21 protein-coding genes are annotated in these 24,134 nt (G+C 68.7%); 13 read left to right on the plus strand and 8 right to left on the minus strand.

Going from position 1 to position 24,134, the window contains the following annotated elements; genetic code table 11:
• The first annotated feature begins 8 nt into the window (after positions 1 to 8).
• Together ACGFNP_RS29870 and ACGFNP_RS29875 are read left to right on the plus strand one after the other, a co-directional pair.
• A complete protein-coding gene (locus tag ACGFNP_RS29870) occupies positions 9 to 1,211 on the plus strand; it encodes a cytochrome P450 (RefSeq protein ID WP_358325032.1) in 1,203 nt (400 codons plus the stop codon).
• 37 nt (positions 1,212 to 1,248) lie between these two features.
• Positions 1,249 to 1,443 (plus strand): ferredoxin, encoded by a 195-nt coding sequence (locus ACGFNP_RS29875; protein WP_358325035.1) that lies wholly within the window; start codon positions 1,249 to 1,251, stop codon positions 1,441 to 1,443.
• 42 nt (positions 1,444 to 1,485) lie between these two features.
• Here the strand turns inward: ACGFNP_RS29875 and rfbB are convergent, their stop codons facing one another.
• Positions 1,486 to 2,460 carry a dTDP-glucose 4,6-dehydratase gene (rfbB, locus tag ACGFNP_RS29880; RefSeq protein ID WP_358325038.1) on the minus strand — a complete coding sequence of 325 codons (975 nt, stop codon included), beginning with the start codon at positions 2,458 to 2,460 and terminating at the stop codon, positions 1,486 to 1,488.
• Between the two features lie 248 nt (positions 2,461 to 2,708).
• Here rfbB and rfbA point away from each other — a divergent pair, with 248 nt between their 5' ends.
• Together rfbA and ACGFNP_RS29890 are read left to right on the plus strand one after the other, a co-directional pair.
• Positions 2,709 to 3,611 (plus strand): glucose-1-phosphate thymidylyltransferase RfbA, encoded by a 903-nt coding sequence (gene rfbA, locus ACGFNP_RS29885; RefSeq protein WP_393325084.1) that lies wholly within the window; start codon positions 2,709 to 2,711, stop codon positions 3,609 to 3,611.
• A gap of 66 nt (positions 3,612 to 3,677) precedes the next feature.
• The gene (locus ACGFNP_RS29890) at positions 3,678 to 3,935 is read left to right on the plus strand and encodes a DUF5988 family protein (RefSeq protein ID WP_393324634.1); all 258 of its coding nucleotides are present in this window, start codon (positions 3,678 to 3,680) and stop codon (positions 3,933 to 3,935) included.
• A gap of 14 nt (positions 3,936 to 3,949) precedes the next feature.
• Here the strand turns inward: ACGFNP_RS29890 and ACGFNP_RS29895 are convergent, their stop codons facing one another.
• Positions 3,950 to 4,633 (minus strand): TetR/AcrR family transcriptional regulator, encoded by a 684-nt coding sequence (locus ACGFNP_RS29895; RefSeq protein ID WP_358325043.1) that lies wholly within the window; start codon positions 4,631 to 4,633, stop codon positions 3,950 to 3,952.
• Between the two features lie 471 nt (positions 4,634 to 5,104).
• Between ACGFNP_RS29895 and ACGFNP_RS29900 the strand changes: the two genes are divergently transcribed.
• Complete coding sequence (locus tag ACGFNP_RS29900; RefSeq protein ID WP_358325045.1) at positions 5,105 to 6,634, plus strand: MFS transporter; 1,530 nt, start codon at positions 5,105 to 5,107, stop codon at positions 6,632 to 6,634.
• 1 nt (position 6,635) lies between these two features.
• On the opposite strand, the gene ACGFNP_RS29905 is transcribed toward ACGFNP_RS29900, so the two are convergent.
• Positions 6,636 to 9,386: an AAA family ATPase gene (locus ACGFNP_RS29905; protein ID WP_393324637.1), complete on the minus strand. Its 2,751-nt coding sequence runs from the start codon at positions 9,384 to 9,386 to the stop codon at positions 6,636 to 6,638.
• Between the two features lie 429 nt (positions 9,387 to 9,815).
• On the opposite strand from ACGFNP_RS29905, the gene ACGFNP_RS29910 reads away from it, so the two are divergent.
• Positions 9,816 to 10,586, plus strand: coding sequence for a thioesterase II family protein (locus tag ACGFNP_RS29910; protein ID WP_393324639.1), 771 nt, complete (start codon positions 9,816 to 9,818; stop codon positions 10,584 to 10,586).
• Here the strand turns inward: ACGFNP_RS29910 and ACGFNP_RS29915 are convergent.
• From ACGFNP_RS29915 to ACGFNP_RS29930, 4 genes are read right to left on the minus strand one after another with little or no spacing between them, the layout of a single operon-like run.
• The gene (locus ACGFNP_RS29915; protein WP_358325053.1) at positions 10,583 to 11,443 is read right to left on the minus strand and encodes a 3-hydroxybutyryl-CoA dehydrogenase; all 861 of its coding nucleotides are present in this window, start codon (positions 11,441 to 11,443) and stop codon (positions 10,583 to 10,585) included. The genes ACGFNP_RS29910 and ACGFNP_RS29915 overlap by 4 nt on opposite strands.
• Positions 11,440 to 12,465, minus strand: a complete 1,026-nt coding sequence (locus ACGFNP_RS29920) for a 3-oxoacyl-ACP synthase III family protein (RefSeq protein ID WP_393324641.1) — start codon at positions 12,463 to 12,465, stop codon at positions 11,440 to 11,442. Before ACGFNP_RS29920 ends, ACGFNP_RS29915 begins: the two co-directional genes overlap by 4 nt.
• Positions 12,466 to 12,496: 31 nt before the next feature.
• Positions 12,497 to 13,861, minus strand: a complete 1,365-nt coding sequence (gene ccrA, locus ACGFNP_RS29925; protein WP_358325059.1) for a crotonyl-CoA carboxylase/reductase — start codon at positions 13,859 to 13,861, stop codon at positions 12,497 to 12,499.
• Positions 13,862 to 13,884: 23 nt separating this feature from the next.
• Positions 13,885 to 15,300, minus strand: coding sequence for an acyl-CoA carboxylase subunit beta (locus ACGFNP_RS29930; protein ID WP_393325086.1), 1,416 nt, complete (start codon positions 15,298 to 15,300; stop codon positions 13,885 to 13,887).
• A 499-nt stretch (positions 15,301 to 15,799) separates the two neighbouring features.
• Between ACGFNP_RS29930 and ACGFNP_RS29935 the strand changes: the two genes are divergently transcribed.
• The 4 genes from ACGFNP_RS29935 to ACGFNP_RS29950 are packed head-to-tail and all read left to right on the plus strand — an operon-like array spanning position 15,800 to position 19,368.
• On the plus strand, positions 15,800 to 16,408 hold the full coding sequence (locus tag ACGFNP_RS29935) for a dTDP-4-dehydrorhamnose 3,5-epimerase family protein (protein WP_393324644.1): 609 nt from the start codon (positions 15,800 to 15,802) through the stop codon (positions 16,406 to 16,408).
• Positions 16,409 to 16,413: 5 nt separating this feature from the next.
• On the plus strand, positions 16,414 to 17,526 hold the full coding sequence (locus tag ACGFNP_RS29940) for a DegT/DnrJ/EryC1/StrS family aminotransferase (RefSeq protein WP_393324646.1): 1,113 nt from the start codon (positions 16,414 to 16,416) through the stop codon (positions 17,524 to 17,526).
• Positions 17,523 to 18,428 carry a proline iminopeptidase-family hydrolase gene (locus ACGFNP_RS29945; protein WP_358325068.1) on the plus strand — a complete coding sequence of 302 codons (906 nt, stop codon included), beginning with the start codon at positions 17,523 to 17,525 and terminating at the stop codon, positions 18,426 to 18,428. Before ACGFNP_RS29940 ends, ACGFNP_RS29945 begins: the two co-directional genes overlap by 4 nt.
• Positions 18,429 to 18,438: 10 nt before the next feature.
• The gene (locus ACGFNP_RS29950; RefSeq protein WP_358325071.1) at positions 18,439 to 19,368 is read left to right on the plus strand and encodes an ACP S-malonyltransferase; all 930 of its coding nucleotides are present in this window, start codon (positions 18,439 to 18,441) and stop codon (positions 19,366 to 19,368) included.
• Positions 19,369 to 19,402: 34 nt separating this feature from the next.
• Here ACGFNP_RS29950 and ACGFNP_RS29955 read toward each other — a convergent pair whose 3' ends face one another.
• Positions 19,403 to 19,645 (minus strand): phosphopantetheine-binding protein, encoded by a 243-nt coding sequence (locus tag ACGFNP_RS29955; protein ID WP_358325074.1) that lies wholly within the window; start codon positions 19,643 to 19,645, stop codon positions 19,403 to 19,405.
• 93 nt (positions 19,646 to 19,738) lie between these two features.
• Here ACGFNP_RS29955 and ACGFNP_RS29960 point away from each other — a divergent pair, with 93 nt between their 5' ends.
• From ACGFNP_RS29960 to ACGFNP_RS29970, 3 genes are all read left to right on the plus strand, one after another.
• Positions 19,739 to 21,289, plus strand: coding sequence for an amino acid adenylation domain-containing protein (locus ACGFNP_RS29960; protein ID WP_393324649.1), 1,551 nt, complete (start codon positions 19,739 to 19,741; stop codon positions 21,287 to 21,289).
• A 100-nt stretch (positions 21,290 to 21,389) separates the two neighbouring features.
• Positions 21,390 to 22,898, plus strand: a complete 1,509-nt coding sequence (locus ACGFNP_RS29965) for an AMP-binding protein (protein ID WP_393324651.1) — start codon at positions 21,390 to 21,392, stop codon at positions 22,896 to 22,898.
• Positions 22,895 to 24,112, plus strand: coding sequence for a type III PLP-dependent enzyme (locus tag ACGFNP_RS29970; RefSeq protein WP_393324653.1), 1,218 nt, complete (start codon positions 22,895 to 22,897; stop codon positions 24,110 to 24,112). The genes ACGFNP_RS29965 and ACGFNP_RS29970 overlap by 4 nt, the downstream gene beginning before the upstream one ends.
• Positions 24,113 to 24,134: the final 22 nt, after the last annotated feature.

Raw genomic sequence — 24,134 nt, forward strand, 5'->3', positions numbered from 1 at the left:
GAGAATTCATGACAAGCACGGCTGAGATTCCGGAGTACCCGATGGCCAGGGCGAAGGGTTGCCCCTTCGATCCGCCCCCGGCGCTGCAGGCCAAGCAGGAGGAGGGCCCGCTCGCCAAGGTCCGCCTGTGGGACGGCAGCACCCCGTGGGTGGTGACCCGTTACGCCGAGCAGCGGGCGCTGCTGGCCGACCCGCGGGTCAGCGCCGACGTCACCCGGCCCGGCTATCCGAGCCCGGTCCCCCTCAACGGCTCGGCGCCCATCAGCTTCATCCTGATGGACGATCCCGAGCATGCCCGGCTGCGGCGGATGGTGACGGCGCCGTTCACCATCAAGCGGGTGGAGGCGATGCGGCCGGCCGTCCAGAAGATCGTGGACGACCTGATCGACGAGATGCTGGCCGGCCCGAAGCCGGTCGACCTGGTGACGGCGTTCGCCCTGCCGGTGCCCTCGCTGGTGATCTGCGAGCTGCTCGGCGTGCCGTACGCCGACCACGACTTCTTCCAGGACAACAGCAAGGTCCTCATCAACCGGGACGCGGCCCCGGAGCAGCGGATGGCCGCCGTCGGCCGCCTGAACGGCTACCTGAACGACCTGCTGGGCGAGAAGCTCGCCAACCCCGGTGACGACCTGCTGTCCGGGCTGACCGAGCGGATCAGGACCGGGGAGCTGTCCCAGCACGACGCGGCCGGGATCGGGGTGCTGCTGCTGATCGCCGGGCACGAGACCACCGCGAACATGATCGCGCTCGGCACCCTCGCCCTGCTGGAGAACCCCGGCCAGCTCGCGCTCCTGCGGGACACCGCGGATCCGAAGCTGGTCTCCTCAGCGGTCGAGGAGCTGCTGCGCTACCTGCACATCACGCACAACGGGCGGCGCCGGCTGGCGCTGGCGGACATCGAGATCGACGGGCAGGTCATCCGCGCCGGTGACGGGCTGATCATGGCCAACGACATCGGCAACCGCGACCCCGACGCCTTCCCCGACCCCGACCGGCTGGACATCCAGCGCGACGCCCGCCATCACGTGGCGTTCGGCTTCGGCGTCCACCAGTGCCTGGGCCAGCCGCTGGCCCGGATGGAACTGCAGGTCGTCTACAGCACCCTCTACAAGCGCATCCCCACCCTGCGGCTGGCCGCGGATCTGGAAGAGATCCCGTTCAAGCACGACGGGTCGGTGTACGGGGTCTACTCGCTCCCCGTGACCTGGTGACTTTCCCCACCACTACGACGACAGGCAAGAGGATCTCATGAAGGTGATCATCGACCAGGACAAGTGCGTCGCTTCGGGGCAGTGTGTGGTCGCCGCCGCCGACGTGTTCGACCAGCGCGACGAGGACGGCATCGTGGTGCTGCTGAACCCCGACCCGCCGGCCGAGCAGGCCGCCGACGTCCGGCACGCCGCGGTGGTCTGCCCCGCGCTGGCCATCCAGATCGAGGACTGACGTCCACCTGAGGCCACCTCGACCGACCGAGGTGGCCTCACGTCATCGGGCCAGGCTCTCGGCCTTGAGCGGCTGCCACCAGGCGCGGTTGTCGCGGTACCAGGCGACGGTCTCGGCCAGGCCGGTCTCGAAGTCCTTGCGGGGCCGGTAGCCCAGCTCGTCCCGGATCTTGGCGCAGTCGACCGAGTAGCGGAGGTCGTGGCCCTTGCGGTCCTCGACGTACGAGACCAGGTCCCAGCCGGCCTCACAGGCTTTGAGCAGCAGTTCGGTCAGCTCCCGGTTGGTGAGTTCGGTGCCGCCGCCGATGTTGTAGATCTCACCGGGACGGCCGCCGGCACGGACCAGTTCGATGCCCCGCACGTGATCGTCGATATGCAGCCAGTCGCGGCTGTTGGCGCCGTCGCCGTACAGGGGAACCGGCCGCCCGTCGAGGAGGTTGGTGACGAACAGGGGGATGATCTTTTCGGGAAAGTGGTGGTGGCCGTAGTTGTTGGAGCAGCGGGTGACGCGCACGTCGAGCCCGTGGGTGCGGTGATAGGCGAGGGCGAGCAGGTCGGAGGCCGCCTTCGAGGCGGAGTAGGGGGAGCTGGGCCGTAGCGGATCGGACTCCAGCGACGATCCCTCCGGGATCGAGCCGTAGACCTCGTCGGTGGAGACGTGCACGAAGGTCCCCAGCCCGCTGCGGACCGCCGCGTCGAGCAGGGTCTGGGTGCCGGCCACATTGGTCCGTACGAACTCGGTCGCACCCGTGATGGATCGGTCGACATGGGACTCGGCGGCGAAGTGGATCACCTGGTCGTGTTCGGCGACGAGCGGGTCGACCAGTCGCGCGTCGCATATGTCGCCCTGGACGAACGCGAATCTGTCGCTCTCGCGTACCTGGTCCAGATTCGCGGGGTTGCCCGCGTAGGTGAGTTTGTCGAGGACGGTGATCCGCGCGTCGCCGTCGGTTTCGAGCAGGGTGCGCACGTAGTGGGAGCCGATGAATCCGGCGCCCCCCGTGACCAGAATCTTCATCGCAAGATCTCCTACGTGAGCCCGAGCGGAGTCGCCGTGCGTCGCGTCACGATCCGCCTTTCGCGGTGGAAATCATATCGCCGGTAAACCGCGCGCAACCGTTTAGCGGACGACATAGGGGGGAGCCGGGGGCGCGGTAGGGGGTAAATGAGGGTTGTCTTGGAGTCCATTCCGAGGTGATCCGGTGTGATGCTCAGGGAACGAATATCGATTCTGGCTGCCCGGTTTTCCCTGAGGAAGGGTATTTCGTGAAAGGCATAATTCTGGCCGGCGGGCACGGCACGCGGCTGTACCCCATTACTCTAGCGGTCTCGAAACAGTTGCTCCCCGTGAACGACAAGCCGATGATCTATTATCCCTTGTCGGTGCTCATGCTCGCGAATATCAGGGAGATCCTCGTGATCTCCACCCCGGAGGACCTGCCGAATATCGCGCGCCTGCTCCGCGACGGCTCTCACCTCGGGCTCGACATCACCTACGCCCGTCAGGACGAGCCCGTCGGCCTGGCCGACGCCTTCATACTCGGCGCCGACCATATCGGCGACGATTCCGTGGCGCTGGTGCTCGGCGACAACATCTTCCACGGATATTCGTTCTACGACATCCTCCAGGAGAACACCGCCGACGTGGACGGCTGTGTGTTGTTCGGCCATCCGGTCAGCGATCCCGAGCGCTACGCCATCGCCGAGATGGACTCGCTCGGCAGGCTCGTCTCCATCGAGGAGAAACCTGCGCATCCGCGCTCCAACCGCGCCGTCGTCGGCCTTTATCTCTACGACAACGACGTGATCGACATCGCCAAGAATGTCCAGCCGTCCGCCCGTGGGGAACTCGAGATCACCGACGTCAACCGGGTCTATCTCGAGCGGGGCAAGGCGAAATTCGTGGAACTCGGACGCGGGTTCGCGTGGCTCGACGCGGGCACGCCCGACTCCATCCTGCAGGCCAGCCAGTACGTCCACATGCTGGAGGGCCGGCAGGGCGTACGCATCGCCTGTATCGAGGAGATCGCGCTGCGGATGAACTACATCGACGCCGAGGCCTGTCACCGCCTCGGCGAGGAGTTGCTGCCGTCCAGCTACGGCCGGTACGTCTGCGCCCTCGCCGCCGAGTTCGGCCACGCGCCGCAACCGGCCGGCTCGTTCTCCTAGAGATCGTCCCCCAGAGATCGGCGACGGCCGGGCCGCCGCCGGTCACGATCATCGGAGGTACCCGACATGACCGTTCCCTCCTTCGACGGCTCCTCGTCCGCCGCGCCGCCCCTGTCCGGGCGCGAACCTGTGGAGGTCGCGCTCGAGGGTGGTCCCGCCGATGTTCCGCGAACTCTGCGGGTCATGCACGACGTGGTCTCAGCGGGAAAGATAAAGATTCCGCGCAACGGCGGATACGAGCATTTCGAGCGGGTCGGCGTATCCGCGGATGCCGGTGGCCCACCGCTCTTCCGGTGGACCACCCGTACCAAAGTGGCCGAATGAGCAAGGCCCGTGTCTCACAGCGCCTTGCGCAGATCCGGCTCGTGTCCGGCCGATCCGGTGTTCTCCCGCTCCTCGATGAAGACGGCGACCCCGTCGAGCAGGCGGCGGATACTGAACCAGAGCCATTCGTCGATGTGGGCCACTTCCTCCTGCCGCTCCAGCAGGCTCGACAGCATGGGGAAGTGGCCGGATTCGAGAATCTCCGAGATCATCGGCATCTTGGCCGCGCGCCACTGCCGCGTGGTGACCCCGGTACGCCGCTCGGCCTCCCATTCGCTGACGCGAAGCAGGGCGGCCCCTTGTACCTGAGCGCTTACCGCGATGGTCACCCAGTGCATCATCACCGGATCGAGCCCGAGGCCGTCCAGGGCGCCCATGGCCCGTTCGAGGTCGGCCAGAACGTTCGGCCCGAGCGGCGGCTGCGGGGTCGCGATGACCTGCAGCACCCACGGATGCCGGGAATAGAGCCGCCACTCCCGCAGCGCGGACAGTTCGAGCCGGGAGCGCCAGTCGGCCGGGACGGGCGTCAGGTTCTTGTCCTCGCCGTGCACGCGATCGACCATCAATTCGATCAAGGCGTCCTTGCTCGTCACGTAGCGGTACAGCGACATCGTGCCCACGCCGAGCTCGGCCGCCACCCGGCGCATGGACAGCGCCTCCAGGCCCTCGGTGTCGGCGATCTCGATGCCGGTGCCCACGAGCCGTTCCAGCGTGAGTCCTTCCCGAGGTGCTCGCGGAGCGGGTTCGGGCGTGGGCGGCCGGGTGTCTTCTCTGGCGGGCTCAGGGGGAGGCGCTTCGGAACAGGGCCGTGCGCGCGCGGCCACGCGCGCTCTGTATGCCCGAGCCTGGCACGACCGCGAACAATATCGCGGTCGTCGCCCCCGAGGTGCGGCACACAACGGGTTGCCGCATTCTGCGCAGGTGAGCATCTGGCCTCACAGATTTTGTCACGCGCATCTTGATATGTAGTGAAATTCTATCACATGAGTTCGTGATGAAATCGATCATCAAGCGTGATGAAACGCGCCACAGCTCCGCCGAAAAGGCGTGATATATACCCGCCACTGACGCTTTGTCGGAATTTATTTTCCGTTTCGTGTCGTGGGGTCGGCTGGAGGCGGAGTTGAGTACGTCGTATGCACTCGTACACGGTATCTGAGGAGTGTGGGATGGAAACGGAGTCGAAGATCGCCGGACGACGAGAATGGATAGGACTATCGGTTCTCGTGCTGCCCGTCCTGCTGATCTCTATTACCGTCACGGTCCTCTACTTCGCGCTGCCGTTCCTCAGCGCGGATCTCCAGCCGAGCGGGCCCGAGCAGCTCTGGATCGTCGACATCTACGCCTTCTGGCTGGCGGGGCTGCTGATCGTCATGGGCACGCTCGGGGACAGGATCGGCCGCCGGCGCCTGTTGCTCATCGGCGCCGCCGTCTTCGGGATCACCTCCGCCGCGGCCGCCTACGCGCCCAGCGCCGAGATGCTCATCGTCCTGCGCGCCCTGCAAGGCGCGGCGGCCGCGACCCTCATGCCGTCCACCCTGGCGTTGATCCGCAACATGTTCCACCAGCCTCGGCAGCGCCGGCTGGCCATCGCGATCTGGGCCGCCGGCTTCTCCGGGGGCAGCGTGCTCGGCCCGATCGTGGGCGGGTGGATGCTGGAGAGATTCTGGTGGGGCTCGGTGTTCCTGATCAACGTGCCGATCATGGTCCTGCTGTTGGTGCTCGGCCCGATCCTGCTGCCGGAATACCGCGATCCGCAGGCCGGCCGGCTCGACATGGTGAGCGCCGCACTGACGCTGGTGGCCGTGCTCCCGATCGTCTACGGAGTGAAGGACATCGCCGAACAGGGCCTGAGCTCGACCGCCGTGCTCGGCATCGCCGTGGGCCTGGCCGCCGGCATCTCGTTCGTCTGGAGGCAGCGCACGCTGACCGACCCGATGCTCGATCTGCGCCTGTTCGCGGACCGGGGGTTCGGCATCTCGCTGATCACCAGCACGCTCGCCATCTTCGCCCTCATGGGGCTGTTCTACTTCATCGCGCAATACCTGCAGCTGGTGCTGGGGCTGCGCCCGTTCGTCGCGGGGATCCTGACCTTGCCCGCCGCGGGCATGGCGCTCGTCGGATCGATGCTGGCCGTGGTGGTGGTGCGATGGGCGCGCCCCGGTTTCGTCATCGGCGGTGGCATGCTGCTCGCGGGGGCCGGGTTCGCGGTGCTCTCGCAGCTCGAAGGGGAGCCGGGCGTACAGACGCTCGTGATCGGCCTGGCGCTGCTGGGCGCCGGGCTCGGCGCCGTTCAGGCGGTGGCCTCCGATCTGGTCGTCACGGTGGCGCCCGAGGAGCGGGCCGGCTCGGCGTCGGCGGTGCTCGAGGCCGGTACCGAGTTCGGCGCCGCGCTCGGTGTCGCGGTCCTGGGCAGCCTCGGGCTGGCGATCTACCGCTGGTCGTTCGCCGTGCCGACCGGCCTCTCCCCTGAGGCCGCCCAGACGGCGCGCGAAACGCTCGGTGGGGCGGTCGAGGTGGCCGCCCAGCTTCAGGACCAGGCGCGGGCGGCCTTGCTCGACGCGGCGCGTACGGCTTTCACCGAGGGCATGCGGGTGGCCGCGATCTCGGGTGCGGTCGTCCTGGTGGCCACGGCCGTCATGGCCACGATCCAGCTCCGGCAGGTGACCACCGAGGAGACCACCGAGCAGGCGAGGTGAGTCAGCGTAGCTCCACATAGGAGAACTGCGCGGGCAGGTCCCTCCGGCCACGGACGTTGAGCTTGCGGTAGATCCGGGTCAGATGCTGTTCGACGGTGCTGACCGTGATGTAGATCTTCCGGGAGATCTCCCGGTTGGTGTAGCCCAGCGCCGCGAGGGAGGCCACGCGCTGCTCGGCGTCGCTGAGCAGGCCCATGCTCTCGGTGTCCTCCGTCTCCTGCTCGGCCGGATCGTCCTGGCGTACCGCCCAGCGCAGCGGCTCCGCCTGGCACTCGTCGGCCACCCTGTCGGCCCAGTAGCCGATCATCCGGGCCTTGTGGAGCTCGCCGATCTCGTTGAAGGCGTGGGTCAGATCGACGAGCGCGTAGGCCATCTCCAGCCGGTCTCCGGCGCTCTGGAGCATGTCGACGGCCTCCCTGAGCAGCGCCGGCCGCTTCTTGAGGTCGCCGGTCGCGGCCAGCAGCCGGAGCGTGGCCCCCTTGGCCCTGAGCGAGTCGCCGCCGGGCAGGTCGTACGGTTCCTCCAGGAGGGTCCGGGCCTGGTTCGGCTGGCCCATCTGCATGAGCGCGGCGGCCGCTCCCTGGCGCCAGGGCACCAGTACGGGTGTGTCGAGGTTCCAGGAGCGCATGAGCCTCCCGCAGCTCAGGAAGTCGTTGAGAGCCGCGTGCGAAAGGCCCGTCGCCAGGTGGAAATAGGCCCGTGCCTGGAGATAGTGCAACCCGAACCGGCTCTGATAGATCGCCGCGGGGATGGGATGCCTGAGCAGTTGGGTAGCGACATCGAACTTCCCCATTTCGGTGTTGGTGCGGATCAAGGCGGCCAGCGGCAAGCCGATATGAATCCCCATACTCCGACTAGGTAATACATCCAGTGCTATAGAGGCATATTTATGGGCAATCGCCAGATCCCCTTGACGAATGGCGATGTGCGCTCGGAGGCCTGCCAGCACCGCTCGCCAGGTGGGGGAGCGTCGTTGGACGGCTTCTTCGAGCAGGACATCACAGAGTGGGGCCGCTCGGTCTGCCTGATCGGAGTAGAGCAGCGTGAAAAGAGAGGATTCCACGGCTTCAAGATTCGCATCGTCCAGCGTGGTGGACTGGAGGACGCGTTCCGCGGTCGCGATCTTATGTTCGTCCTCCTCCGTTCTCAGAAAACCGGACAAAAGGGCGGCCCCTTGCAGCTGCCATACGCCGGCTGCCGGTTTGGTGCTGTCCATAGAGGTGTCCGCCGCATCGAGCAGAAGCGGGGGAAAGGCGGAAGCCAGCCACTGGTGAGTGACGCCGAGCCGGAAGAGCGTCTCTTTCTCGGCGGATTCGGCCGCCATGGAGTTCAGCCGCCGCAGCGCCTCCGCGGCCTCCTCGAGCCGCCCGTGCCACAGGAAGAACCTCAGCAGCATGCGGACGTCTTCGAACCCGAGGCGGCCCTCCCGCGCCACCGCCATGAGCGGGTCGAGGTGCTGGGCGGTGGCCGCGGGATTGACCAGCCACTCAGTCCGCGCGAGCGCGGCCCGCAGGGCCGCCCGCCGCGCGTCGTCCTGACACAGATCGATCGCCAGTCTCAGGCATTGGATGGCGAACTCGTGCTCGTCGTTGAGCAGCGTCTGGTCGGCGGCTTCCCGCAGCTCTGCCATCGCCCATGGCTCCAGGCCGTCGGCGGCGTGGATGAGGTGCTCGGCGACCGCGGTGCTGGCCGCTCCCTCCGTGTGGAGGAGTTGGGCGGCGCGCCGGTGCAGGTCCTTGCGCTGCTCGGCGTCGAGGTCGTCGAGAACGGCCGACCGGGTTTCCGGATGACAGAAGCTCTCTCCGTCGACGATACCGACGGCGGCGAGATAGTTGAGAGTCTGCTGAACGGTCGCCTGCGGAAGTTCCAGTAATTCGGCCAGCAGGTTCGGAAAGGCGAGATCGCCGAGTACGGCGAGGCCGCGGGCGGTGCGCAGCGAGGTCGGGTCGGTGCGATGGAGGAGGGCGCGCACCGAGCGGGAGAAAGCATCTCCGATGACCAGCGAATTCGATTCGCCCGACTCGTGCAGGTAGTCCTCGACCAGTGCCTCGACGAGCAGGGGATTGCCGCCGCCGGCCGCATGGAAATCCGGGCCGAGTTTTTCTGCCGTCTCCTGGTCCATGGATTTGCAGAGCATCTTGGTGACGCCCTCCTGGGAAAGCGTGCCCAGTCTCATGTGCTGGCAGTGCGGATGGCGCATCAGGTCTATCTCGATAAGCGGATCCATCCCCTGTGGATTTTCGGTCGCCGTCACCACGACGAATACATTGGCATTGTTGAGCCGTTGCACGAAATTAAGCAGGAGCTGCCAGGACAATGCGTCCGAGTATTCGACGTCGTCGACGGTGATGAGCACCGGCGAGCTGGTGGAGAGCTCCAGGACTATCGACCACAGCCCCTGAATGGTGTGCAGCCAATCGGGATTGTGCGGCGACTCGCCGATCGACTTCGCGCTGAAGGCGGCCTCCTCGATCAGCCGGGCGGCCTCGGAGGCGTGCTCGATCGGCAGCGCCGCGCTGTGGAAGCTCTGGCTGGCCATCCCGAGCGGAAGATTGCGGTCGGTCCGTGAGCAGGTGGCGCTCAACCAGGTGACGCCGGCGGCGGCGGCACGCTGGCTGAAGGTGTAGGCCAGTTCGGTCTTGCCGACCCCGGTAGGTCCCGTGATCACCATGACCCGGCCTTTGCCGTGAATGCAGTCCCTCAGCAGATCGTCCAGATCCGTGATTTCGTGGTCACGCTCGATGAGGGTCATCGTCTTTCTGGTTCGCCCCCTTACACCAGTATGAAGGGTCGTGCCCCCTGTCTAATCATTCTGCTACTGCCGCCACGCCGCCTGTCAATACATTCGGACAACACTCAAGAGTGTTCACGGATTTCATCACGTCGGGGTTCCGCTATTTCATCACTTCGTCACGGATGTGCTCGCGGTATCGCAAACCCCCCTTAGTGCCCCTTACCCGACGGGCAGAACCTAGGGGTGCCCTCGCCTGCGCGCCCGGACTGAATGAGTTATTCTCCTGTTCACTGTAAAGATAGCAGGGCGGAATGTGCGTGGCGGCCGGCAACGGGTAAGAGATTTCACGAGCCGGGCTCGGTCAAGGTGAATCGAGAGTTGCCGCTGATATAGCCCACAGATTTTCTTGGTTTAATCCGGCCCGAAACGAGCGAGAAAGGGATTGCCGTGAGTGACGCAGTAAACACCGATGAGACCTGGATCCGGCGCTACCATCCTTCGCCCGAGGCGTCGTCCGTACTCGTCTGCCTGCCGCACGCCGGCGGCGCGGCCAGCTTCTATTTCCCGGTCTCGGGGATGACGCCGCCGTCGGTGGAGGTCCTGGCGATCCAGCTCCCCGGCAGGCAGGACAGGCGCGGTGAGCCCGGCGTCGAGAGCATCGCGGAACTGGCCGATCGCGTCGTGGCGGCGCTCCGGCCGTGGACCGGTCTGCCCGTGGCGCTGTTCGGCCACAGCATGGGCGCGACCGTCGCCTTCGAGGTGGCCCGCAGGCTTGACCGGAGTGGCACGGCCCTGCTGGGGCTGTTCGCGTCGGGGCGGCCCGCGCCATCGGTGCTCCGCGCCGCCGGTGCTCAGCGCCGGTCGGACGAATGGCTGCTGGCCGAGGTGCGCAGGCTGGGCGGCACCCACGCGCAGGTGCTGGGCGACGAAGAGTTCGTCCGCGCTATCTTGCCCGCGCTGAGGAGCGACTACCGGGCGTTGGACACCTATCGCTACCTGCCCGGGCCGAGACTGTCCTGTCCCATCCTCGCTCTCAGAGGCGAGGAGGATCCCAAGGTCAACCTTGAGGAGGCCCGGGCGTGGCGCGACCACACCGCGGCGGGATTCGAGCTGCGTACCTTCCCCGGCGATCACTTCTATCTCGTGCATCACGCGACGGAGGTCATCGGCCTCGTCGTCGACCGGATGCGCGGGGCGCTGGAAAGTCAGCGGGTCTAGGAATAGTCGTAGAACCCGCGGCCGGACTTCCTGCCCAGAAGACCGCCCTCGACCATGCGCAGGAGGACCGGTGGCGGTGAGTAGCTCGGCTCCTTGAACTCGCCGTACAACGCGTCGGCGATGGAGGCCACCGTGTCGAGCCCGATCAGATCGGCCAGGCTCAGCGGGCCCATGGGATGGGAGCAACCCAGCACCATGCCGCGGTCGACGACCTCCGCGGAGGCGAACCCGGACTCCACCATTCTCATGGCCGCGAGGAGATAGGGGATCAGCAGGGCGTTCACCACGAACCCCGCGCGGTCGGCTGAGCGGATCACCTGTTTGCCGAGCGTCGCGGTGACGAACGCCTCGGTCTGGACCTTCGTCTGATCCGTCGTCAGCAGCGACCCGGTCAGCTCCACCAGCGAGAGCACGGGCACGGGGTTGAAGAAGTGGACGCCGATGACCTGGCCGGGCCGGCCGGTCGCGCGCGCGAGCCTGATGATCGGAATGGACGAGGTGTTGGACGCCAGGATGGCGTCGGGGAGCTCCACGATCTTGTCCAGCGCGCCGAACAGGTCGAGCTTGGTCGACTCCTGCTCGGGGACGGCCTCGAAGACGAGCTGCCGATCGCCGAGATCATTGAGGTTCGCGGTGAAGACGACGCGTCCCATCGCCTCGTCCCGCTCCTGCTCGGTGATCGTCCCTTTGCGCAGGCCGCGGTCGAGTGACTTGAGCAGGCGACGCCGTCCCTGGGGCACGGACGCCTCCGTGGAGACCGCGACCCGCACGTCGAGTCCCGCGCGGGCGCACACGTCGGCGAGGCCGGAGCCCATCACCCCGCAGCCCACGATGCCGATCCTGTCGAACTGGGTCATCTCGCCTCCTGTGGCGCTCTGGCCGTCCAGCGGAGCAGGCAGGCGCCGACCGACATGCCGCCGCCGAACCCGGCGAGCAAGACGAGGTCGTCCTGTTTGAGGATGCCTGACCGATTGGCCACGTCGAGCGCCACGGCCACCGAGGCGCTGCCCAGGTTGCCGTACCGCTCGACTATGCGTGGGGTGTGCGTGCCGGTGAGGCCGCAGCGCTCGACCAGCTCCGTCATCAGGCGACCGTTCGCCTGATGGGGGAAGAACGCGTCGATCTCGTCCAGGCCGAACCCGGTGCGGTCCACCAGGCTCTTCATCGCGGGCGGCACGTGCTCCAGCACGAACTCCGTGACGCCGCGGCCGTCCATTCTGAAGTAGTGCCCGCCGTCCGCGACGCTCTCGTGGGACGCCGGCCGCCTGCTGCCGCCCGCCTTGATGCCGATGAGCCCGTGGGCGGCGCCGTGGCTGGACAGCTCGAAGTCGATGAACCCCGACGGCTTGGGCACCGCGCCGACGATGGCGACGCCGGATCCGTCCCCGAACAGGACGGAGGTGCGGCGGTCCGCGAAGTCGAGCTGCCTGGAATACAGATCGGCGCCGATCACCAGGGCGTAGGTGTCCGGGCGGAGCGCGATGAGGCTGTCGGCGATGGCGAGGCCGTACACGAATCCGCTGCAGACGACGTTGATGTCGAAACAGGCGGCGGCGTGCGCGCCCAGCGCGTCCTGCACGAGGTAGGACGTGGGCGGCTGGGGGGAGTCGCCGGTGGACGTCGCCACGATGATGTAGCCGATCCGGCCGATGTCGATGTCGCTCCGCTTCAACGCGTCCAGACAGGCCTGGATGGCGAGGTCCGAGGTCGCCTCGTGCGGCGCGGCGTGACGGCGGGACTCGATCTGCGTCTTGCGCAGGATCCACTCCGCGTCGACGCCCACCCGGCGCGCCAGGTCCTCGTTGGCGATCTCTTCCGCGGGGAGGTACGAACCGGTCGCCAGGATCCCGGTCGAGTGTGCGGCCACTTTCTGAGCCACTGTCAGATCCGCCTTTTCCGGGAAGCCACGCCTATGCCGGCGTCGAGAGGGTGGGGGTGGCGTCCACCAGCTCGCGCAGCGGGTTGAGGCGGTCCGCGCCGAGCTCGGCGCGCCGCGCGGGGTCGGTGACGCCCATTCCGGGCTCGGGCGCCATGCAGAGCACGCCGACCTTGCCGATGTGGCCGTTGGTCTGCACCAGCCGGGTGGCCTCCGCGACCTCGTCCAGCGGGTAGACGGCGGACAGCGTCGGCACCACCTGCCCGAGGTCGAACAGCCGCACGCACTCCCGCACCTCCTGCAGGTTCGCGCCGTGGCTGCCGATGATGCGCTTGAGGTGCATCCAGAGGTAGCGGTTGTCGTAGTAGTGCTGGTAGCCGGTGCTGGAGCCGCAGGTGACCACCGCGCCGCCCCGCCGGGCCACGAACACCGAGATGCCGAACGTCGCCTTGCCCACGTAGTCCATGACGATGTGCGGGTCCTCACCGACCGCCGAGCGGATGGCCTTCCCCAGCCGCTTGCCCAGCGTGATCGTCTGCTCGGGCGTGATCTCGATGTCGTCGGTCATCCCTATCTCGTTGCGGTTGATGACGACGTCACAGCCGAGACTTCTCAGGACCTCGGCCTTCGACTCCGAGCCGACGACCCCCACGGGTATGCCGCCGCCGTTCTTGACCATCTGCACGGCGTACGCGCCGAGACCGCCGGCCGCGCCCCAGATGAGGACGACGTCGCCCTGTTTCATGCGGGCGCCTCGGGGGCTGACCAGCATGCGGTAGACCGTTCCCGCGCACAGCGTGACGCAGGCGGCCTCCTCCCAGCTCAGATGGGCCGGCTTGGCCGCGAGCTGGCTGGCCCGGGCCAGGGTGTAGTGCGCCAGGCCGCCGAAGTTGGTCTCGAAGCCCCAGACCCGCTGCTCGGCGCCGAGCATGCCGTCGGCGTGCGTGGCCGGTTCCTGGTCGTCGGCCTGGATCGGGCTGATCACGACGTGGTCGCCGACGCGCCAGCGTCGCACGCCCGCGCCGACCGCGACCACGACCCCTGCTCCGTCGGAGCCCAGCACGTGGAAGGGCTGGTCGTGGCGGGCCGCGAACGCGCTCGTCCGGCCGAACCGCTTGAGGAAGCCGAACGTCGGCAACGGCTCGAACGTCGCCGACCAGACGGTGTTGTAGTTGATCGCGCTGGCCATGACCGCGACCACGACCTCGTCCGGCGCGAGCTCCGGCATGGGCACCATGCCGACGCGCAGCGACTTGCGGACGTCCTTGTCCTCCATGCCGGTGAACATCTCGGTGTCCTCCACCCGGAGGTAGGAGGCCGGATACTCCTTGGGCAGCGGGATCTTCGTCAGCTCGCCGGGCGTGGCTCCGCCCAGCAAGGCGTCGGCCATGGGATCCATGTCACTCCTTAGTCTTGAGCCGATCACAGCGGGATGTTCCCGTGACGGCCACGCGTCGCCGACGCTGTGGCGAGCGCTGTGGCCAGCGCCATGGCGAGCTTGGGCCGGGTCTGCGCGGGGTCGATCACTTCGTCGACGACGCCCAGGGCCACGGCGCGGGCGACGCCTCCTGCCACACGGGTGTGCTCGGCGACGAGTTGCCGCCGCAGTTCCGCGCGCTCGTCATCGTGCGCGGCGGCCAGTCGCTTGCGGTGCAGGATGCCCACCGCCGCGTCCGCGCTCATCACCGCGATCTTCGCCTCCGGCCAGGCGAACACCGCGGACGCGCCGAGCGAGCGGGAGTTCATGGCGATGTAGGCCCCGCCGTACGACTGGCGCGTGACCAGCGTGACCCGGGGGACCGCCGCCTCGGCGAAGGCGTGCAGCAACTTGGCGCCCCGCCGCACCACGCCACCCCATTCCTGGGTGACGCCGGGCAGGTAACCGGGAACGTCGACGAGCACGATCAGCGGAATGCCGAACGCATTACACATCCGGACGAATCGCGAGGCCTTCTCGGCACTCAGCGAGTCGAGGCAGCCGCCCATGCGCAGCGGGTTGTTGGCGATCACGCCGACGCTCCCGCCGCCCAGGCGGCCGAGGCCGACGACGATGTTGGCGGCCCAGCGCGGCTGCAGCTCCACGAAGGGAGTGCCGTCGTCGACGATCTCGCGTACCAGCGGGCGCACGTCGTAGGCCCGCCGCGCCCGATCCGGCAGCAGCGATCGCAGGTCCTTTCCGCCCAGCGCGACCCGGGGTTCGACGCGGGCGCGGTGCGCCAGCAGCAGCGTCACCCGCCGCGCGGACTCGTACGCCTCGCTCTCGGAGTCGACCACGATGTGCGCCACGCCCGACTTGCGGCTGTGCGTCTCGGCGCCGCCCAGCGACTCCATGTCGATCTGCTCACCGGTGACGGACCGCACGACGTCGGGGCCGGTCACGAACATCCGGCCGGCCTTGGCCATGATCACCACGTCGGTGAGCGCCGGACCGTAGGCGGCGGCTCCCGCGGCGGGGCCGAGGATGACCGAGATCTGCGGCACCCGCCCGGAGGCGCGGGTCATCGCGGCGAACATCCGCCCGACGCCGTCCATCGACTCGACACCGTCCGCCAGCCGGGCGCCGCCGGAATGCCACAGGCCGATCACCGGGCAGCCTTCGCGCACCGCCGTGTCGATGGCGGACACGATCTTCTCGCAGCCCGAGGCGCCGAGCGCGCCGCCCATGATGGCCGGGTCGGTGCAGAAGGTGACCACCTGGTGGCCCGCGATGCGGCCCATGACCGCGGACACGCCGCTGGTGTCGGGATCATGCAGCGGCGTCACCGAGTCGGCGTCGAGCAGCCGGGCCAGCCGTACGGCCGGCGCGCGCTGGTCGAGCGGGAAGTGTTCCTGGGTGATCGGCGGGGTGGCGGTCAACGCCGTCTTCCGTTCGCATTCAGGGTGGAAAAGATTGTTTCCCGCATGTTTCCTACCTCCAGCGCCAACGCTGAGGACTTATCGTATGGATTCCAGCAGACTGCTGGAAAATAGGCTTATCCATGCTCTATCTCTACACAACCCTTACGAGTCCCCCTATGCGCCCTATAGCCTTGCCGACGGAGGCGGAACGCCGGCCTCCCGGCGCCGTTCCCGGCCGCCACGTCCGCGGGCCGAGCCGCCGTCGCCGCGCTCGCGTCCGCACGTCAAGCCCTGTGCCGCCCGGTATCCGGGCCGATCCGCCGGAAGGTGCCGGCCCTGCGCCGGGGGAGCGACCCGGAAAAGAATGGCTTTATCGCATATTGCCCCATAGTTGCCGCTAGGGGGGCCGGTAGGGGTTGTTTCGCGCGTCTCCAGCGGCCAATCATGGTGCCGTCATTTCGACGTACGGCACCATTTCCTATGCCTGAAAGGTCAGCACATGGAGATAGCCGAGCTTGGAGTCGAGAGCGCTTTTCTGATCACGCCGGACGTCCACTCTGACCACCGGGGGCTTTTCCTCGAAGTGTTCAGCCAGCCGGTGTTCGAGCGGGCGGTGGGTCATCGGCTGTCCGTCGCCCAGCTGAACTGCTCGGTGTCCCGGCGCGGGACCATCCGCGGCATGCACGCCATCGCGCTGCCGGGCCAGGCCCGTTACGTCACCTGCGCGCAGGGCGGCATCGTCGACATCGTGCTCGACATCCGAGTCGGCTCGCCGACGTACGGCGCTCACGTCGCGGTCGAGCTGACCGCCGCGAACCGGCGGGCCCTGTATCTGGCGGAGGGGCTCGCGCACGGGTTCGCGCCGCTGACCGACGACGCCACCGTCGTCTACCTGTGTTCGAGCACCTGGTCCCCGGGCGCGGAGGTCATCATCAACGCGCTGGACCCGGAGCTCGGCCTGCCCTGGCCCACGGATGGCCCGGTGCAGTCGGAGAAGGACGCGGCGGCGCCCTCCCTGCGGGAGGCCAGGCGGCTCGGGCTGCTGCCCACTCTCACCGAGTGCCAGGCGCGGTACGCCGAACTCGCCGATCTCACGTTGACGAGGTGACGGTGATGATCCCCCTGTTCCGGGTGGCGATGTCTCCTGAGGCGCCGGCCAGGGCCGCCGAGGTCCTCGGCAGCGGCAGCATCGGCCAGGGAGCCAAGGTCGAGGAGTTCGAACGGGCCATCGCCGGCCGGGTCGGCCGGGACGAGGTGGTCACGGTCAACAGCGCGACGGCGGGCCTGCACCTCGCCCTGCACATGGTCGCCCGCCAGGATGACGACGACGGCGAGGTGCTGTCCACGCCGCTGACCATGGAGGCCACCAACTGGGCGATCCTGGCCAACCGGCTGCGCATCAGGTGGGTGGACGTCGACCCGGCCACGCTCAACGTCGATCTGGACGACCTCGCCCGCAAGATCTCGCCGAAGACGCGGGCCATCATGATCGTGCATTTCGCCGGCTATCCGGTCGACCTCGACCGGCTCCGCGCGATCATCGACCAGGCCGAGGCCAGGTTCGGGTTCCGGCCACCGGTGATCGAGGACTGCGCGCACGCGTGGGGCGCGACCTACGGCGGCGCGCCCATCGGCGGTCACGGCAATCTGTGCGTGTTCAGCTTCCAGGCCATCAAACACCTGACCTGCGGCGACGGAGGCGCTCTCGTCCTGCCGACCGAGGAGCTCCGGCGGCGCGCCACGCGGCTGCGCTGGTTCGGCATCGACCGGACGGCCGACCGGCTCCGCAACCCGCCGGACGTCACGGAGTGGGGCTTCAAGTTCCACATGAACGACATCAACGCCTCGATCGGCCTGGCCAACCTGGCGTGGGCGGACGAGGTGCTGGCCCGGCACCGTGACAACGCCGCCTTCTACGACAGGGAGCTGGCCGGCGTCGCCGGCCTTGAGCTCACCGAGCGGGCCGCGGATCGCCGGTCCTCCTTCTGGATCTATCCGATGAAGGTGGAGGACCGCGACGGCTTCATGAAGCGCATGGACGAGGCCGGGATCATGACCAGCAACGTGCACGAGCGCAACGACCTGCACACGGCCGTGCGCCCGTACTCCTGCCTGCTGCCCGGCCTCGACCGGGTCGCCCCGCGTATCGTGTGCGTTCCCGTGGGCTGGTGGGTCACCGAGGAGCAGCGTACGCACATCGCGGACACCATCAGGCGGGGCTGGTGACCTCGCCCGCCGCTCTCCCTGCCAAGGGCACGGTGCCGTTCGGGGAGCACAGGACCTGGTACCGGGTCACCGGCACGCTGGGCGCGGGCCGGCCGGCCGTCGTCGTCCTGCACGGCGGGCCCGGCAGCACGCACGACTACCTGGTCGGCCTCGCCGCGCTCGCCCAGGACGGCTGGCCCGTCGTGCACTACGACCAGCTCGGCAACGGCGGCTCCACGCACCTGCCGGACAAGGAGGCCGAGTTCTGGACTCCGCGGTTGTTCCTCGACGAACTGGACAACCTGCTGCTCAGGCTCGGCCTCGGGGACGACTACGTGCTGGTCGGGCAGTCGTGGGGCGGCATGCTGGCCGCCCTGCACGCCTCGGCGAGACCGGGCGGCCTGCGCGGTCTGGTGATCGCCGACGCTCCCGCCTCCTACCCGCTGTGGCTACGGGAGATGCGGGTGCTGCGCGGTCGGCTGCCCGCGGGCGTCGACGAGACGCTGCGCCGCCACGAAGCCGCGGGCACGACCGATTCGCAGGAGTACTTCGACGCGATGATGGTCTTCTACAACAGGCACGTCTGCACGCTGGAGCCGTGGCCGCGCGAGTTCGTCGCCACGTTCATGGAGATCTACAACGACCCGACGGTCTACTACGCGATGAACGGGCCGAGCGAGTTCCACGTGATCGGCTCGCTGCGTGACTGGGGCGTGGAGGACCGCGTCGCGGACATCGAGGTGCCCACCCTGCTGATCTCCGGACGGCACGACGAGGCCACGCCCGCCACCGTGCGACCGTACTTCGACCTCATCCCCGACGTGCGGTGGGAGGTTTTCGAGGAGTCCAGCCACACGCCGCACCTGGAGGAGCCCGAGCGGTTCAGACAGGTGCTGATCGAGTTCCTGAAAGGTCTGGGTTAGTGAAGTGGACATGCGGACCGCGATCGTCTTCCCCGGCATGGGACCCACCCGGTACTCCGATGTCGCCACGTTCATGCTCGGCGACCCCGCCGCGCGGCGGCTGGTCGCGCTCGCCGACGACGTGCTCGGCTACTCGCTGGCCGGCCGCTTCCGCGACTCCGGCGCCGACTACTCCGAGGCGGCACAGGTGGCGTTCCTGGTGAACTGCCTGGCCCTGGCGGAGTGGGCCGAGCAGACGCTGGACCTCGCCCCGCACCTGGTCGCGGGCCCGAGCTTCGGTGGCAAGGCGGCCGCCGCCTACTCGGGCGCGCTGTCGTTCGCCGACGCCGTGCGCATGACCGCGGGTCTGGCGCGCTGCGCGGAGGACTACTTCGCGCACGAGCACCGGGACATCGTCACCTGCTCCTTCGTCCGCGTTCCCGAGACCGGGCTGGCGGAACTGGTGGCGGAGCTGCGTGAGCGAGGCGAATGGCACGACGTCTCCTGCTACATAGATCACGACTTCTTCATGGTCTCGCTGCGGGAGCGGCAGGTGGAGTGGCTGGAGCGGCGGGTCCGGGCGATCGGCGGGCTGCCGCTGTACACGATGCGGCCGCCCATGCACTCGGCCGCCTTCGAGCCGCTGCGCAAGAGGGCCGAGGAGGAGGTGTTCGGCGAGCTGCGCTTCACCGACCCGCGGCTGCCGGTCGTCGACGATCACGACGGGCGGTTGCTGACCGGTGCGGCGGGGGTGCGGGCCATGGTGCTCGACGGGTTCGTCCGGCCGCTGCGCTGGCCCGAGGTGGTGGCCACGCTGCGGCGGCTCGGCGTCGAGAAGCTCTGCGTCAGCGGACAGGACGCCATGTTCGGCCGGGTGCCGATCACCACGCGGAACTTCACCGTCGTCCCGGTGAACCCGAGGATGGCGGTGCTGCCGCGGCCATCGGTTCCCTCGGCCTGACGAGGCCTCGCGGGCCTCGTCAGGCGCCGGCCGGTCAGGCCGCGGAAATCCCCGAAAGGACCGTCCAGAGCGTGCCCGGAGTCTCGAACGTCTCCTTCGTCAGCGCATCGTCCTTGAATCGCACCCCGTACGCCGCCTCAAGCGCGGCCAGGAGTTCGACGATGCCCAGCGAATCGAGGCCGAGGCCCGGCAGATCCGCATTTTCGAGAAGCTTCTCGGTGGCGGGCAGAAACGGCAGATGCGGCCGCAGGAGTTCTTCGAAGCGTGCATCCCACATGACAGCTGATTTCCTTTCTCCAGTTTACCGAGAAAAAGCCTACGGCGCTGACGTTATCCGGCGGCAATGTGAATGTCCATAATGGTGGATCAGATGAATGCAGATTATCCGCACCCTCTCTATGCGTATTTCCTGCGCGGCCTGGCCATGGCCCCCGACCGGCCCGCCTTCCGGGTCGGCCCGGACACGGCGACCTACGCGGAGCTCCACCGGGCGGCCCTGCGCTGGGCCGGCGTCCTGCTGAGGTCGGCGCCGTGCCGGCCCGGCGCCGTGGGGGTCCTCGCGGACAAGGGGGGCACGGCGTACGCCGGCATCCTGGCCGGCCTCTACGCGGGAGCGGCGGTCGTGCCGCTCCAGCCGGACTTCCCGGCGTCCCGGACCCGCCAGATGATCGAGGCCGCCGGGGTGTCGGCGCTGATCGTCGACGACCGCGGCCGGAAGCGGGCGGAGGAACTCCGCGCCCAGGGGGTGGACGTGCCCGTCCTGTCGCCCGACACGCTCGGTGGCGGGCGGGCTCTCGCCGCGCCGCGGCCGGTCGACGCCGCCGACGTCGCCTACGTGCTGTTCACCTCGGGCTCGACGGGCCGGCCCAAGGGGGTGCCCATCACGCACGGCAACACCGCGCACTACTTCCGGCTGCTGGCCGGACGGTACGACTTCACCCCCGATGACGTGTTCTCGCAGACCTTCGACCTGACCTTCGACTGCGCGATGTTCGACCTGTTCTGCGCCTGGGCCGCCGGTGCGACCGCCGTGGGCGTGCCGTCGCACGCGTACCGGCACCTGCCGGAGTTCCTGGCCGAGCAGGGGATCACCGTGTGGTTCTCCACCCCCAGCGCGATCTCGCTGGTCCGCAGGACCGGCGGGCTGGCGCCGGGGGCGCTGCCGACCCTGCGCTGGAGCTTCTTCGCAGGGGAGGCGCTGAAGTGCGCGGACGCCGTCGACTGGCAGCGCGCGGCGAGCGGCTCCGCCCTGGAGAACCTCTACGGCCCGACCGAGCTGACGATCACGATCACCGGTCACCGCTGGTCACCGGAGACCTCGCCCGGCCGCTGCGTCAACGGCCTGTCCCCGATCGGCAGGGTGCATCCCGGCCACGGCCACCTGCTGGTCGACGACGCGGGCCGGCCCGTCGGCCACGAGGGCGAGTTGTGGATCACCGGGCCGCAGCTGACGCCGGGATACCTCGACCCGGAGGACGACAAGGGCCGGTTCATCGAGAGGGACGGCCTTACCTGGTACAACACCGGCGACCGCGTCCGGGCCGCGGACGACGGCGAACTCGTCTATCTTGGCCGCGCCGACGCCCAGGTGCAGGTGCACGGCTGGCGGGTGGAACTGGCCGAGATCGATCACGCCGTGCGCGGCGTCGCCGGAGTGGCGGACGCGGTGACGGTGAGCGCCGAGAACGACGGCACCGCCGTCCCCGTCGTGTTCTACACCGGGAATCGGCTGGCGCCCACCGATTTCACCGCCCGGCTCGTCGAGACGCTGCCGGCCGGCATCATTCCGCGGCACTATCGCCATCTGGACGAGCTGCCGCTGAATCCCAACAGAAAAGTCGACCGGGCCGGTCTGCGTGAGCTCGCCGCGAGTCTGGTACAGAAACGCGGGCGCGCCGCGGAGGGGGGAGGGGCGCTTTAGGGGGGCGGTAGGGGTCTATTCGAAATAGGGGTTCGAGATAAATTTCCGGTGATTCGATATTCGCTGGAGATTCCTTTCCCACCTAGGCGGGAGGACGATATTGGACGGGACGCGGTTCCTTCGATCGGGCCTCATCCACGATCTGCTCGACGAGGCCACCAACGCGAGACCGGACGGCGGCGCGGTCCGCGACGCGCACGGTGCGTGGAGCTACCGGCGGGTCGACGAGCTCAGCCGGGCCGTCGCCGGCTGGCTGGCGGCCAATGGCGTCGGCCCGGGAGATCGGGTCATCGTCCAGCTGCCCAACCGGCGCGAGACGGTGCCCATCGTCTACGGCCTCTCCCGGCTCGGCGCCGTCTTCGTGCCGCTGCACCCCGAGATGAAGGCCTTCCACCTCCGCTCCGTGCTGGAAGACGCGGAGCCCACGCTGATCATCGGCGGCGGTGAGGCCATGCGCGACCTCGCCACGGTGCCGGTGTACGACCTCGGCGACTTCTGGACCGAGGTCGAGGAGATGGCGGGGTGGCCGGAGGCGTACGAGCCGGGCAAGATCCTGCCCGCGGACGTGGCCATCCTCATCTACACCTCGGGCAGCACCGCCGCCCCCAAGGGCGTGATCTGCCCGCACGCGCAGGTCACCTTCGCCGCCTCGGCCATCAACGCGGTGCTCGGATACGGCCAGGACGACGTGGTCTTCTGCCGGCTGCCCATGTCCTTCGACTACGGCCTCTACCAGATCTTCCTCGCCGCGCTCGGCGGCGCCGAGCTGGTCCTGGCCGAGGACGGAGCCGACCTGGCCCTGCTCGGTCAGCTCCGCGAGTCCGGCGCGACCGTTGTACCCGTGGTCCCGTCACTGGGCGGCATGATCGCGACGCTGGCCCGGCGGGCGAGCGAGGCCACGCCGAAGGTGCGGATGTTCACCAACACCGGGGCCGCGCTGCCGGAGGCGACCATCCGGAGCCTGCGGGACCGCTTCCCCGGGGCTCAGGTGGTGCGCATGTACGGCATCACCGAGTGCAAGCGCGTCACGATCATGGAACCGGAGCTCGACCGGGAACGCCCCGGCGCGGTCGGCCGTCCGCTGCCCGGCACCCGGGTGGTGATCGCGGACACCGCGGGCCGGCCGCTGCCGGCCGGGGAGACCGGGGAGATCGTGGTGGCCGGTCCCCACGTGATGGCCGGCTACTGGCGCGATCCCGAGCTCACCGCGCGCGCCTACCGCCCCGACGCGGACACCGGTGAGGTCCGCCTGCACACCGGCGACTACGGCCGGCTCGACCGGGACGGCTACCTGTACTTCGAAGGCCGGCGGGACGACATGTTCAAACGCAAGGGCACCCGGATGAGCACGATCGAGATCGAGGCGGCCGCCATGGACGTTCCGGGCGTGCGCGCGGCCGTCGTGCTGCCCCCGGCCGAAGGACACGACCTCGTCGTGTTCGTCGAGGCCGACCTGACGCCCCATGCCGTGCTGGACGCGCTGAAGCAGCGGCTCGAACCCGCGAAGGTGCCCGCCTCCTGCCGCGTCCTGCCGCGCTTCCCGCTGACGCTCAACGGCAAGAACGAGCGCAAACAGATGGCCCTGCTGCTCCTTGGAGGCGACGCGTGAACTGGTACACCGAGCTCGCCGCCCGCTACGGCTCCCCGCTGTACGTCTACGACCTGGACCGCGTCACCGCCGCGCACGCGGACCTGCGCCGCGCCCTGCCCGACGGGTTCTCGCTGTTCTACTCCTTCAAGGCCAACCCGCATCCGGAGATCGCGCGAGCGCTGCGCGACGGCGGAGCGCGCGCCGAGATCAGCTCGACCGGTGAGCTGAACGCGGCGTTCGCCGCCGGCTTCGACGGGTCCGAGGTGCTCTGCACCGGACCGGGCAAGACCACCGAGGAGCTGGCGGTCGCCGTCGACGGCGGCGTCCGCACCTTCTCCGTCGAGTCGCTCACCGACCTGTGGCACGTCGGCGAGATCGCGGCCGGACGCGGCGTGACCGTGGACTGCCTGCTGCGCGTCAACAGTGCTGAGCCCGGCGCCGCCACCAGCATCCGGATGACCGGCGCGCCCTCCCAGTTCGGCTTCGATGACGAGACGATCCCCGGCCTGATGCCGCAGCTCCGGGCGGTGCCCGGCACGCGGCTGGCCGGGGCGCACCTGTTCTCGCTGAGCAACTCCAAGGACGAGGAGAGCCTCGTCGCCGAGTTCGCGCACACCATCTCGGTGGCCGCCCGCCTGGAGCGGGAGAGCGGCCTGCCGATCCGGTTGCTGGACATCGGCGGCGGATTCGCCGCGCCGTACCTCGCCTCGGGAGAGCGGCCCGTGTACGGCGGGCTCCGCGCCGGGCTGGAGACCGTCCTCGACGCGCGCTTCCCCGCCTGGCGGGCGGGCACGCCCGAGTTCGCCTGCGAGTCCGGCCGTTACCTGGCCGGCGACTGCGGCCGGCTGGTCTGCACCGTGGTCAACGTCAAGGAGAGCCGCGGCCGCAGGTTCGTCATCCTGGACGCCGGCATCAACATCCTCGGCGGCATGTCCGGGCTGGGGAGGCTGCTGCCGGTCTCGGTGGAGCTCGACGACGCCTCCTACGACGGCGAGCGGCAGCCCGCGACCCTGGTCGGCCCGCTCTGCACCCCCGGCGACATCATCGCCAGGAACGTGCCGCTGCCGCCGCTCGAACCCGGCGACGTCGTGTCCATTCCCAACGCGGGGGCCTACGGGATGACCGCGAGCCTGGTGATGTTCCTGGGCCACCCCGCGCCCATCGAGGTCGTCGCGCGCGGTCACCAGGTGGTGTCCGTCTCCCGGATCGAATTCAACCGCAAGTACGAGTGAGCTACGAGTGAGCGGAGTGTGT

It is taken from the genome of Nonomuraea sp. NPDC049269 (assembly GCF_043197155.1).
In the GTDB taxonomy this organism is placed as follows: Bacteria; Actinomycetota; Actinomycetes; order Streptosporangiales; family Streptosporangiaceae; genus Nonomuraea.